At 63.2% G+C, this 12334-nt stretch carries 9 protein-coding genes; 2 read left to right on the top strand and 7 right to left on the bottom strand.

Annotated elements, in window-relative coordinates; translation table 11 throughout:
* Positions 1–36 precede the first annotated feature (36 nt).
* The 4 genes from AC0J41_RS26465 to hflK (AC0J41_RS26480) are packed head-to-tail and all read right to left on the bottom strand — an operon-like array spanning position 37 to position 6018.
* Positions 37–1944 (bottom strand): heavy metal translocating P-type ATPase, encoded by a 1908-nt coding sequence (locus tag AC0J41_RS26465; RefSeq protein WP_473013998.1) that lies wholly within the window; start codon positions 1942–1944, stop codon positions 37–39.
* On the bottom strand, positions 1941–3002 hold the full coding sequence (gene hflK / locus AC0J41_RS26470) for a protease modulator HflK (protein ID WP_473013999.1): 1062 nt from the start codon (positions 3000–3002) through the stop codon (positions 1941–1943). The genes AC0J41_RS26465 and hflK (AC0J41_RS26470) overlap by 4 nt, the downstream gene beginning before the upstream one ends.
* Positions 2999–4045, bottom strand: a complete 1047-nt coding sequence (gene hflC, locus AC0J41_RS26475; RefSeq protein WP_473014000.1) for a protease modulator HflC — start codon at positions 4043–4045, stop codon at positions 2999–3001. The genes hflK (AC0J41_RS26470) and hflC overlap by 4 nt, the downstream gene beginning before the upstream one ends.
* A complete protein-coding gene (gene hflK / locus AC0J41_RS26480; RefSeq protein ID WP_473016038.1) occupies positions 4042–6018 on the bottom strand; it encodes a protease modulator HflK in 1977 nt (658 codons plus the stop codon). The genes hflC and hflK (AC0J41_RS26480) overlap by 4 nt, the downstream gene beginning before the upstream one ends.
* A 211-nt stretch (positions 6019–6229) precedes the next feature.
* Here hflK (AC0J41_RS26480) and lpdA point away from each other — a divergent pair, with 211 nt between their 5' ends.
* Positions 6230–7630: a dihydrolipoyl dehydrogenase gene (gene lpdA / locus AC0J41_RS26485; protein WP_473014001.1), complete on the top strand. Its 1401-nt coding sequence runs from the start codon at positions 6230–6232 to the stop codon at positions 7628–7630.
* Between the two features lie 103 nt (positions 7631–7733).
* On the opposite strand, the gene AC0J41_RS26490 is transcribed toward lpdA, so the two are convergent.
* On the bottom strand, positions 7734–8207 hold the full coding sequence (locus tag AC0J41_RS26490; protein ID WP_025112605.1) for an Lrp/AsnC family transcriptional regulator: 474 nt from the start codon (positions 8205–8207) through the stop codon (positions 7734–7736).
* A 144-nt stretch (positions 8208–8351) separates the two neighbouring features.
* On the opposite strand from AC0J41_RS26490, the gene AC0J41_RS26495 reads away from it, so the two are divergent.
* Complete coding sequence (locus AC0J41_RS26495) at positions 8352–8981, top strand: LysE family translocator (protein ID WP_473014002.1); 630 nt, start codon at positions 8352–8354, stop codon at positions 8979–8981.
* Here AC0J41_RS26495 and AC0J41_RS26500 read toward each other — a convergent pair.
* Both AC0J41_RS26500 and AC0J41_RS26505 read right to left on the bottom strand, forming a co-directional pair.
* Positions 8978–11110 (bottom strand): hypothetical protein, encoded by a 2133-nt coding sequence (locus AC0J41_RS26500; RefSeq protein ID WP_473014003.1) that lies wholly within the window; start codon positions 11108–11110, stop codon positions 8978–8980. The two genes, AC0J41_RS26495 and AC0J41_RS26500, sit on opposite strands and share 4 nt — an antisense overlap.
* On the bottom strand, positions 11097–12287 hold the full coding sequence (locus tag AC0J41_RS26505) for a DUF3142 domain-containing protein (RefSeq protein ID WP_473014004.1): 1191 nt from the start codon (positions 12285–12287) through the stop codon (positions 11097–11099). The genes AC0J41_RS26500 and AC0J41_RS26505 overlap by 14 nt, the downstream gene beginning before the upstream one ends.
* Positions 12288–12334 lie beyond the last annotated feature (47 nt).

A 12334-nucleotide genomic window follows, 5' to 3' on the forward strand; every position in this document is an offset into this window, starting at 1 on the left:
TGCCCCGACGGCGTTACAGATGTACAAAAAATAATTTCAACGATCGTCCTTGAGCTTGAGCAGCGGCTCCTGAAACCGCAGCAAACGCCCGGCATTGCCCAGCACCAGCAGCGTGCTGAGGTTATGCAGCAACGCAGCGATCATCGCCCCCGCCGCGCCGAGCCAGCCGAAGGCTGCGAACACCACGATCGCCAAGGTCCAGCCCAGACCGATGATGACGTTGACCTGCAAGGTCCGGCGGCATTGGCGACTGAGCCGCACACAAGTGCCGAGGCGGCGCAGGTCGCTGCCGATCAAGACGATGTCCGCCGAGGCCAGCGCAATGTCGGCACCGCCGGCGCCCATTGCGACCCCCACCACCCCGGCCTTGAGTGCCAGCGAATCATTGATGCCGTCACCCACCACCATCGGCCGGAAACCGTTGTCGATTTCCTTGAGCACGCGGTTGAGTTTGTCCTCGGGCAGCGCCTGCGCTTGTACCTCTTGCAGGCCCACTTCGCGAGCCAGGTTCTGCGCAACACTCTGGCGGTCGCCGGTCAGCAGCAACTGGCGCCCCAGACCCAGCTCGCGCAATTCGCCGAGGGCAAAGCGCGCTTCCGGTTTGACGCTGTCCGCCAGCAATAACCAGGCGACAAACTCACCGTTCAAGGCCAAGCCGGCAATCGGCCCGTCATGTTCGGGAACAGGCGTGGTGACAATGCCCAGTTGCGCGAACAACTCGGGCCGCCCCAACGCCGCCTCGCCTTGGGCGGTCATGGCAACCACGCCGAGGCCCTGACGCTCATGAATATCGGTCAATGGCAGGCTCTGCTCCTGACTGACCAGCCCGGCCAGCGCACGACTGACCGGGTGGCTGCTGGCCGCGCCGAGACTGGCGGCCAGTGCCATCACCGAGGCCTGATCCAGTCGCGGGCTGCTGATCGATTGCAAACGCAAGGTGCCGTAAGTCAGGGTGCCGGTCTTGTCGACCACCAGCGAGGTCAGGTCCGCCAGCTCTTCGAGGAAGGCCGAACTGCGGATCAGAATGCCGTGGCGCGCCGCCACCGCGACGCCGGCAATCGCCGTGGCCGGTGCCGACAACACCAGCGCGCAAGGACAGGCGGCGACCAATACCGCGAGCATCGCTTGCGCATCGTTGGTCACGAACCAGGTCACCGCCGCCAGCAGCAACACCAGCACCATGTAGCTGCCGGCATACCGCTCGAGCAGACGGGTGATCGGTGGCTTCGAGCGCTCGGCGTTTTGCATCAGCGCAATGACCTTGCCCAGCGTCGATTGGTCGCCGGTACGGGTCACTTCAATGCGCAGCAAGCCGTCGAGGTTGATCGCCCCACCGAATACCGTCATGCCCACTGCCGTTTCAACCGGGACCGACTCGCCGGTGATCGACGCCGTGTCGAGGCTGGCCTGGCCGAACAGCACCCGCCCATCCGCCGGCACCCGATCACCGGCGCGCACCTCTACGGTGTCTCCGGGTTTGAGCGTGCCGTTATCCACTTCGATGATCGAGCCGTCCGCTTGAATCTTGCGTGCGTGGCTGCGGGTCAACTGACCGAGGGCGTGAATCGCTTCCTGCGAACCGATCACGCTGCGCTCCTCCAGCACGTGGCCGAAGATCATGATGACCGGCAGCAACGCGGCGGTCAGCAGGTCGCCGGTCGCCCACGCACCGAGCATGGCCAGTGCAATCAGTTGATCAGTGATGCCGTGCAGGCTCGGATAACGCAGGCTGTACCACGCCGAACGCATCACCGGCACCGCCACCAATAAAGAAGCAAAACCCAGCAGCAACTGACTGACACCGGTTTGCTCCGGCACCAGCCAGCGCCAGATCAGACCGAGGCCAAGCAAGCCCAGGGCGAGCATGGCCAGGGTCAATTGCCGTGCGGCGCGGCGCTGTTCGGCCGAGGACAACAGGCTCGGTGCGGCAGTGGTCGCAGTCATTTACTGGCTCCCTGAATGATCAGGCGGGAATCGTCTTTCGGATCGACCGTAGTCACGGAACCGGCCTGGCCGAGAATTTTTGGCATACGTTCGCGATACAACCGCAGGAGCATCTGCGGATCGGTGCCCTGCTGTTGCGCCTTGGCCAGGCTCATTACCGTGGCGGTGTCGGCGGAGGCTTTCGCCAACCGTTCGCCGGCCTGCGCATGAGCCACTTGCAGAATGCGGTCGGCTTGTTCGTTGGCGGTCTGGGTAAGTTTTTCCGCCTCGGTGCGTGCGTTGGCGACCGCTTTGTCGGCTTGCTGGCTAGCAGTCAACACAGCATTGAAGGCGCTGACAGCCGGGTCTGGGAGACTCGACTGAACGTCGACTCGCGCCACTTCGATACCGATACCCTGCCCGCTCGCCTTGAGTTCTGCCAGGCGCTTGTTGATGCCTTGCACCAGATCACCGCGCAAACGTTCGCGGCGCTCAGCCGCCTGATTGTCGGCGCCGATCAACTCTGGCCGGGCTACCAGAATCGTGTCCAGATCACGAGCGGCGGTCAAAGCCACCGCACTGCGCGTGACCAGCCGATCCAATGCCGGCAGCACATGATCACCTTGCAATACGAAGTCATACGGATCGGTGACCTTGTAAAACACCCGCACATCCAGTTGAACGACACCAGCGTCGCCGGTCAGCAAATAGCCGGAACCGGCCAGCGCATCGCTCAGCGGAGTGGCAAAGGTCGCAACGCGATCAGCCTTGATCGCCTCACTGCTGCGCAGCAGGTTTTCTACTCGGCGCTCAATCACCCGATCCGCTGCAGGCAGCAACACCACCTGTTCGAAGGGCTGTGGCCAGGCCAGCAACAGGCCGGCATTCTGGATGCGATCCAGTGCACCAAAGTGCAAAACCACGGCGCGATTCTGCGGATCGATCTGCCGTACATTGGAAAACACCCACGCCAACGCGGCCAGAACAGTGACCGCATACAAAGCGAAAAACGCCAGGCGTCCGGCCTGAATCCACGGACTGCTCAACGAATGTGTTCCACGTGGAACTTCATCACTCATGGCTGCGATCCGGATTTGTTATCAACAGTCGGCGGACCGTCTACCAACACGCGGAATGGCGCGGCGTCGGTGCGCAGGATCAGCTTGGTGTCCGGTGTAACGATGGTGCCGAGCGTGTCCAGCGAGCGCAGCAGGTTGTACAGCTGCGGCGACCCGGCGTAGGCGCGGCCATAGATCTGAGCCGCTTCGACCCGGGATTGCGCTTCGATTTCTGCGGCTTTCACCGTGGCATCCGCCTGCACAATTCGCGCATCGCGCTCGGCAGCCGAGCGAATTTGCGCAGCTTCACGCTTGCCAATGGCCGTGCGTTCGGTGGCAATGGTTTCACGCTCGGCGCGCATTCTATCGACCGTGGCCGTGAGCGTTACCGAAGGCAAGGTCAGCCGTTCGATGCCAACCTGCACCACGCGCACACCATAAGTCGCGAGCAGTTGTTGATCGATCTGCTTGCGCAATTGAGCTTCGAAGTCGGCGATGCGCACCTGACTGGCATCGGTGTTGACCAGGTTCGCCAGGTCGAAACTGCTCGCGGTGGTTTCCAGTGCCGAGCCGACGAACGTGCGAATCTGCCGCGCCGCCTCATCCGGCTGGTTTTGCACCGCCCGCATGAAACGCTGCACGTTATCCGGGTCGCCCTGCACCTGCCACGCCACGTAAGCCTGAACGATGATGCGCAAACCATCGCGGGTGCCGACATCCTGCAAACCGCTGGAGGTGGTGCGCAGGCGCAGATCCACCGGGATCGCGGCTTCAAACGGCGCCGGCCAGCGCCAGCTCAAACCGGGCTCAAGCAACACCCGCGACGGATTGCCGAAACGGGTGATGACCGTAGCCTCGCCCGAGCGCACTTGCACCAGGCTCGCCGCAGCGATGGCAAACGCCACCAATAACACCGCCCAGCCCATGCGCCGCCACGGGAACGGTCCCGCCTCTTCCGGCGCACCGTGATGATGGTGATGATGCCCATGATGATGGTGATGCCCGGCGTGGCCGTGATCATGGCCGCTGTGGTCATGCGAATCGTGAGTGTGCGACTGGCTCAATGGGCAACTCCTGGTTGAGCGGTGGTGCGCGCGGGCGTCGGGTCAGCCGGCAGCGTGAACGTACGCAGGTCGATGGTCGGCGCATTGCTGCTACCGCCTAAACGGTGGTCGAGCACCAGCAGCCTGGCCTTGCTCAGGCCTTGGCTGAGCTGACTGAAATATTGCTCCAGCACGAACGCCTGGCCGGCGCTGGCATAGGCTTGTTGTTCAGCCTTGAACTTCAGATCCGCCGCCTGCGCGGTGGCGCTGACTTCACGCGCACTGGCACTGGCCTGATCCCGCACAAGACTGGCCTGCAACTGCGCCTGGTTACTGGCTTCAGCTGCAGCCCCGCGCTCACGGGAGATCAACGCCTGCGCGCCGATCTGCGCTGCCTGCACGCTGTGATAGGCATTGGCGGCACCGGCCGGTGGATGAATGGCTTCGACCACGGTGGCGAGAATCTCCACACCGCTGTCGAGCTTCTGCAGATCGCCCTGCACTGCGCGGCCGATTTCTTCTCCCAGCCCTACCCGGTCGGAACCGAGCAGACCGTCGAGGGTGCGCGAGGCAAAATCGTGAACCAGAATCCGGCTGGCGGTACTGCGAATCAGCGTCGGCACATCGGCATTGTTGTAGGTGGCGGCCAAGGCATCCTGATCCCGCAGGCCGATGCGATAGACGAAGCGCACGTCCATGTTGACGATCTGAAAGCTCTGTTGATCGCCTCGGCTGCTGGCAATCACCTGGGATTTATCGTTGACGTGACTGGCATCCCACAAGCGGTTGGCGGTCATCGGCGCCGGCCCTTCGGCGGGCTCGGCCTGGGTCGGGGCTTGCGCCGGTGCGGCGCTATCACCGACGCTGGTCGCCAACTCGTGCACCACGCCATTCTCGACACTCAGCACACGGCCCAGCGGCCACGGCAAACCGACGTGCAAGCCGGGGCCGAACACTTGCACCGGTTTGCCGAAACGCTCGTAGATGCCGCGCCCTTGCAGCGGAATTTCGTGGATCCCGGTCAGCAACCAGCCGACCGCAGCGACCAGCGCCAGCACCGGGATAAAGGCGCGACGCATGTAGCTGAAAGCCCAGATCTGTCGCAGATCGATGCCGAAACGGTTGTGCAATTCGTGCTGCAAGGCGAGCAGCGGCTGAGGCGGCCAACGCAGCATGTCAGCGACAAAACTACGCGCCAGCAGGGTCGGTTCCAGTTGTTCGCGATACGGGCTGAATATCGACAGAATCGCGCGCAGTAGCAACTCGATCGCGACCATTCCCGGCAAGATCCCGATCAACACCGCGACCCTGACGGGCCACACCGAAGCGTCGTTGGCAAACAACAGACACAAGGCGCCAAGCACCAGACTGATGATCGCCACCCGCGCCAATTGCGCAAGGGATCCGGCCTCCGGCCATTGCGCCGGAGGCTCCTGAGCCAGTTGGCGTTCCAGCACCAGCAAGCCGAAGCCCAGCAGCAACATCAGCACCGCGCCGACGGTGGCAGACACGCCGACCGCGCCGGCCGGCAAGGCAAGGTTCCACACTTGCTCGATGCTCAGCACCACCAACGCCGACCAACCGCCGAGCCACAACGTGGCCGCGCCGATTTGACCCAGCAGATGCAATCCGCGTTGACTCAGGCGCTCCAGCAGCCGTTCATACCAGCCGTCAGGCGTCGCGGGCTCAGCCTCCTCGGTCGGCGCCACCAGCGCCGGCGGGTTCATCACCCGTGCGCGCCACTGCGTCACCCACCACGCCGACTGCAGCCCGGCGACCAGCACCAGCAATGCCGCACTCAGATTCACCAGCAATGCTGGCCATAACGATTGCGCGGCAAACAGCCCGACAAAAAACGCCAGTACCCACCCTGCCCCGGCCAACCCGCCAAGGCCAATGGCCAGGCGGCGCAAACGTCGCCCCTGCACGGCTGCTTGTTGAAAGCGCGGCAACCCGGTCACTTGCGTGCCATCGAGATCCAGATCGACTTGCATATCACCCCAAAGCCATTGATTCACCCGTCTTATCGTTACGATATAACGAAAAGCGTGAAATATTCGTACACAAATACGCTTATCTAAAGATGCGCAACCTGTCGCTTGCCTGAAGCCTTGACCGAAATGTCCGGAAACGCACATATTACGTTCGTAATTTTATCGACCCACTACTTTTAGCGATCCGCATCCGTCAACGAGGAGCAAGAGCATGAGTCACTACGACGTGGTAATTCTGGGCGGCGGCCCCGGTGGTTATAACGCGGCGATCCGCGCCGGCCAACTGGGTCTGAAAGCCGCGTGCGTGGAAGGCCGCGCCACCTTGGGCGGCACCTGCCTGAACGTCGGCTGCATGCCGTCCAAGGCCTTGCTCCACGCCTCGGAGCTATACGACGCGGCCATGGGTGCGGAATTCGCCAACCTCGGCATCGAGGTCAAACCCACGCTCAACCTCGCGCAGATGATGAAACAGAAAGACGAGAGCGTGAGCGGCCTGACCAAAGGCATCGAGTTTCTGTTTCGCAAAAACAAGGTCGACTGGATCAAGGGCTGGGGCCACATCGATGGCCCGGGCAAAGTCAGCGTGACCGATGGGCAAGGCAACAAGACCGGGCTGAACGCCAAGGACATCATCATCGCCACCGGCTCCGAACCCACGCCTCTGCCCGGCGTCGAGATCGACAACCAACGCATCCTCGACTCCACAGGCGCACTGTCCCTGAGTGAAGTACCCAAGCATCTGGTGGTGATTGGCGCCGGAGTGATCGGCCTCGAACTCGGCTCGGTATGGCGCCGTCTCGGTGCCCAGGTGACCGTGGTCGAATACCTCGACCGCATCTGCCCCGGCGTCGATGGCGAGGCCGGCAAGACCCTGCAGCGCTCGCTGAGCAAACAAGGCATCAGTTTCAAGTTGAGTTCGAAAGTCACCAGCGCCACGACCTCGGCCACCGGTGTGCAGCTCAGCGTCGAACCCGCCGCCGGTGGCAGTGCCGAGCTGCTGGAAGCCGACTACGTGCTGGTCGCGATCGGCCGGCGTCCATACACCCAGGGCCTGGGTCTGGAGAACGTGGGCTTGGCCACCGACAAGCGCGGCATGCTCGCCAACCGCCAGCATCGCACCGAAGCGCCTGGCGTCTGGGTGATCGGCGACGTGACGTCCGGGCCGATGCTCGCGCACAAGGCCGAAGATGAGGCGATGGCCTGCGTGGAACAGATCGTCGGCAAGGCCGGCGAGGTCAATTACGAGTTGATTCCCAACGTCATCTACACCCGGCCGGAACTGGCCAGCGTCGGCAAGACCGAAGAGCAGCTCAAGGCCGAGGGCCGCGCCTATAAAGTCGGCAAGTTCCCGTTCACCGCCAACAGCCGGGCGAAGATCAACCACGAAACCGAAGGCTTCGCCAAAGTCCTCGCCGACGAACGCACGGACGAAATCCTCGGCGTGCACCTGGTCGGCCCGAGCGTCAGCGAAATGATCGGCGAATACTGCGTGGCCATGGAATTCAGCGCATCGGCCGAAGACATCGCGCTGACCTGCCACCCGCACCCGACACGCTCTGAAGCGTTGCGCCAGGCGGCGATGAATGTCGAGGGGATGGCGACGCAGATGTAGTCAGCAAAGCTATGGGTGACCGCTATCGCGAGCAGGCTTACTCCCACCTTTGATCGCATTCGAATGTGGGAGCGAGCCTGCTCGCGAAAGGAGCAGCTCGATCTCAATCCGGTAGATGCCCCAACGGCAATGCCCCCGGGGTCTTCACCGTGTGAATCGCAAAATTGCTGCGAATGTCACTGACCCCCGGCAGCTTCAGCAGGCAACCGCTGAGAAAGCGGTCGTACGCGCGCAGGTCCGGCACCACCACCTGCAACAGAAAGTCCGATTCGCCCGACACCAGAAACGCCGAGATCACCTCCGGCAGCGCCGTAACCGCCGCATAAAAGGCCTCGGCCTGTTCGTCGTTGTGGCGCTCGACCTTGACCCCGACAAACACCGTCAGCCCCAGCCCCACCTCGTCGCGATCCAGATTGGCCTGATAGCCGCGAATCACCCCGGCCTCTTCCAGCATCCGCACCCGGCGCAGGCACGGTGACGCCGACAACCCGATCTCGTCCGCCAGCTCGACGTTGCTCAGCCGTCCGTTGCGTTGCAGCGCGGCGAGAATCTTGCGATCAAAGGCGTCAAGTTTCATGGTTGGCAGATCCTGATGGTCAAGGCGCAAAAAGAAAGCAGGTTATGCCAATCCAATGAGTTTTTGAAGCTGACTACGCAAGCACCTGCCCCACCCTTCAGCCATAGACTGTGGTCACCGAATCGACAACGAAAGGGCTGCGACATGGCGAGTTTCTGGCTGTTTTTTCTGGCATTGGCGGTGGTCTATCTGTTGCCCGGCCCGGACATGATCCTGTTGCTGCAAACCGGCGCGCGGCAGGGTCGCGGTGCGGCACTGGCGACCGCTGTTGGCCTGGGGATTGCCCGGGGCTGTCACGTGGCGTTGGCGGCGCTGGGCCTGGCAGCGCTGTTCAAGGCAGCGCCGTGGACGTTCGATATGGTGCGCCTGGCCGGTGCGGCGTATTTGCTGTGGATCGGCATTCAGTGCCTGCGCAGCACGTTGCTGCCAAACCTCAATGCCCACCCTGACTCCGACGCTCACGGACAATGGCGCGAAGCGATTCGTCGCGGCTTGCTGACCAACCTGCTCAACCCCAAGGCCTTGCTGTTCTGCTCGGTGCTGTTGCCGCAGTTCATCGTCAATGATGGCGCACCGGTGCTGAGCCAATTTGCCACCCTCGGCGTGCTGCTGGTGGGCGTCGGGCTGCTGTTCGACAGCGCCTATGCCCTGACCGGTGCCGCGCTGGGCCGTTGGCTGCAACACAGTCCAACCGCCCAGCGGGTCCAGCAATGGCTGTTCGGCAGCCTGTTGATCGGCTTCGCCGTGCGTCTGACGTTTATCCAGCAGGCCTAGGGCTTGCGCGCCTTGCGGCGGCGGCTGAACAACGCCAACGCGCCAGCACTGATCAGCACCAGGACGCCGACCACAGGCCACTTGTACGGGCGCAACGTATTGCGCACGGCATCAGTGACCTGAGTCACGTAACGCTTGTCGGCGTTTTCGAAATCCGGGTACGGGCACTGATTGCCGAAGTCCACCGCCCAAGGCACGTACGGGCCTTCATTGACGTAGCGTCGATACAGCGCGCTCTGCTCTTGCAGACTGCTGTTGAAACCGGCGGCATTGCACAACACCGCCGCAAACGCCTGGCTGGTGTGCGGCAAGTTGTCGGCAGCTCGGCCGGCCAGTGCGGTGGCGACAAAGCGGTAGTGATAACGCTCATCCGGCTGCGCCTGACTGGCCTTCTGGCGCTGCACTTCGGCTTCGGCCACCAATGGCCCGACTTTCAGCTCGGTGTTTTCCAGGCTGTAGTTGCCGCCAAGCGTGGCGTAGTCCGGCGCCATCTCATAGCCGAGGATGTCCATACCCCATTCGCGCGCGGTCCATGCCGCGTTGTACAAGGCGCTGGCGCGTTTGGTCGGCCACCACGCGGCATCGGCCTTCAGGCGTTGCTCACCGTACAGGCGGGCCTTGTGCTGCAGATCGGGATTGTCGAAATAACCGACCGCCTGCTCGTAATGCCCCTCGCGCAGCAAGCGCCGTCCCAGCAGGTTACGCAGGCTGGCAGCGACCGGCAGCGGCACGTAGTTGTCGCGCTGCTGCTGGGTCAGCGCCGCAGGCGCCGGCACGTTGTCATCGACATATTGTTTGAGCTCGTCGACCGTCAGTACGCGCTCGGCCACCGTCGCGGCGTCGAACCAGTAGATGCTGTTGCTGCGATACAACTGCACGAACGCTTGCAGGTATTCGCCGCGCTGCAACGCGAGGATCGCGCTCTCGCCCTCGACCCGGCATTTGGGCTGCAGGGTTTCGAAGTCCCAGTCCGGGGTGCGTCGGTAGCCCCAGTCCTCGTTCTGCGGGAAGGCCTGCGCGGCTTTGGCATAGGCAGCAGCGGCCGCATTCTTGTCGCCGTCACGCACCGCCAGTTTGGCCCGCAGCCACCACGCCAGCCCACCGTCACCGGCGTTCTCGAGGAAGGCCTTGGCACTGGCGTAATCGCCCTGTTGGTAATTCATCGCCGCCAGTCGATCAGCGTTTTCCAGGCTGCCACGGGTGCTGTTCTGCAACAGTTTGATGAGTTTCTTTTCGTTCGGCGGTTGCTCGTCGAATGACCAGCCCATGCGGCTGATCAACGAGGCAGTGACCAGTTGCTGCACGGCCTTGCGCTCCAGCAGCTTGGCCAGTTCCGGCTCAGGCAGTTCGGCCAGCTCATTCATCAGTTGTTTCAGCGAGGTATTGCCCACCGCCGAGCCGTGCAGGTTCTGCGCTTCATACAGTTCGATGGCGCCATCCCAGTCGCCGGCGGTTCGCAGCACCCGCGCCTCTTCACCGAGGCTGGCCACCCCGAGCTCCAGCGGATCGCTGAAGCCGTCGATGCTCATCTGTCGGGTCTGGCGGAAGGCATCGCGCGCGTCCTCCAGCGCCTCGACGGCATCGCCGGCCTCGGCACTCATGGCAAACCAGGTTCGGCCCAGCGAATACGCCGCCCAGGTGCTGCGCAGCGGACGCTGATCGGCCGGCAGTGCCAGCACCTTGTTGAAGTACTCGACGGCCAATGGATGATCGCCCGTGGCAAACGCCACTGCGCCGGCCACGTACAGGCGGATTTCCGGCGGCAGACTGGCGCCCTGAGCCTCGACCTGACGTGCATCGGTCAGACCGCGCAATTGCTTGACCAAGGCTTGTTGCTCGGCACTCAGACCGACCTGCTCGGCTTTTTCGCGAACGGCAGCCGGTTCGTTCTCGTCACCGTACATATCGTTGGGATTGTGCGTCGCTGCGGTGACGTTCTTCAGCCCGGCAATGGTTTTACCGAGGCGGCTGATCTCGAAGTTGAAGTTGCCCTCCGGCAGCTCGGCCAGGGTTTGCCCGCGATTGTCGAGCAGGCGCATCGGGAAGTCCGGGCCGCAGGCCAGCGCCGAACCCAGCGGCAGGCTGAGGCTCAGGCAGAGCAGATGGCGGGGCCAGTTACGGGTCAACATGCGAACCTCCTTGATCAATAAATGCACAGCGCGCCCAACCGATGGCGCGTTGTCCGCCCGCCGGCAATCGGCCGTCACGCAGGCGGGTGAAGGTAAGCAGATCCGCGCTTTGTTGCAACGAGTAACCGGCGAGCGCGTCGGCGCCTTCACAGCCACGTGCCTTGACTCGCAACTGCGCAGGCCAGGCCGCATCGAGATTGCCCGGGTTGGAGAGGTGGATGTCATAGAGGCCGTCGTGCTCACTGAATGTCAGGCCGAGCCGGCTGCTCAACGCATCGCCGCTGGCCACGGCGCGCAACGTGGTCAGGCTCCAGGCCCGGCGGTCATTGGGCAATGGCAGGCGAAACCAGATCAGCCCGGCCAGATGCGCTGGCGGATCCTCGCGCAGGGACTTGGCGAGCGTGCTCAGTTGCAACGGATCGGCGAGCAGTTCCCGGCGCTGCCCATCGCGCTCGAGCGGTACTTCGCTCTCCACCACCGGGGCACCGCCAGCATCCGGCAGCAGCGCCACGCCATAGGCTGGCAGCGCCAGATAGAAAGGCTTGTCGGTGATCTTCCCCCAGTCACTGGCCCAGCGTCGCGCCTGCTCGGGTTCGAACAATCCGCGTCGCGGATCACTGACGGCATGCACCTGCAGCACGCTGCTGTCGACCGTGGCCAGCAAGGCAGGCAACTGTGAACTGCCGAGCCACGCCGGCAGCGCGGTGATGCTCAGCGGCAACGACGCGGGCAATGCCGAACGCAAATGCGTCAGGAACTCGATGTATTCGGTCAGGCGCGCGTTGCCTGAATCATGGTCGATCTCGACGCCGCTCAGGGTCAGCCCTTGCGCCTGCCAATCGGCGACAACCTGAAGAATCTGTGCGGTGACCTGCTGCTGATCGAGCGCCTTGAGCTGGCCGTCGAGGCGAATCACCGCAATCAATGGCCGGCCATCGTGCTTGAGCAATGGCGCATCGATTCGCGCGCGGTGCCAGCCGTCATTGGGAAACGCCTGCAAGGCCAGCACGCGCAATGTCGAAAAGCTCTCGCGGCTGTCGCCCAGCGCGGCGTCATGCGCCGACGTCCATTGACGTTGCCAGACATAGAGTTGCTGATCGAGGGCGGGGGCGTCATGCCGCTCGCAAGCAGCGAGCAACCCCATTGCCGCGATCAAAATCGAAAAGCCGAACCGCATGAAAGGCCTATTCCCTACTGATACAAACAGTCAGGGTACACAAATCC

This window comes from Pseudomonas sp. Arb-4-2C (genome assembly GCF_055755015.1).

What these genes read in the sequence shown, in the direction of transcription:
- hflK (WP_473016038.1), bottom strand. Translation starts at nt 6,018, where the DNA reads ATGCAAGTCGATCTGGATCTCGATGGCACGCAAGTGACCGGGTTGCCG.
- AC0J41_RS26505 (WP_473014004.1), bottom strand. Translation starts at nt 12,287, where the DNA reads ATGCGGTTCGGCTTTTCGATTTTGATCGCGGCAATGGGGTTGCTCGCT.
- AC0J41_RS26495 (WP_473014002.1), top strand. Translation starts at nt 8,352, where the DNA reads ATGGCGAGTTTCTGGCTGTTTTTTCTGGCATTGGCGGTGGTCTATCTG.
- AC0J41_RS26490 (WP_025112605.1), bottom strand. Translation starts at nt 8,207, where the DNA reads ATGAAACTTGACGCCTTTGATCGCAAGATTCTCGCCGCGCTGCAACGC.
- hflK (WP_473013999.1), bottom strand. Translation starts at nt 3,002, where the DNA reads ATGAGTGATGAAGTTCCACGTGGAACACATTCGTTGAGCAGTCCGTGG.
- AC0J41_RS26465 (WP_473013998.1), bottom strand. Translation starts at nt 1,944, where the DNA reads ATGACTGCGACCACTGCCGCACCGAGCCTGTTGTCCTCGGCCGAACAG.
- AC0J41_RS26500 (WP_473014003.1), bottom strand. Translation starts at nt 11,110, where the DNA reads ATGTTGACCCGTAACTGGCCCCGCCATCTGCTCTGCCTGAGCCTCAGC.
- lpdA (WP_473014001.1), top strand. Translation starts at nt 6,230, where the DNA reads ATGAGTCACTACGACGTGGTAATTCTGGGCGGCGGCCCCGGTGGTTAT.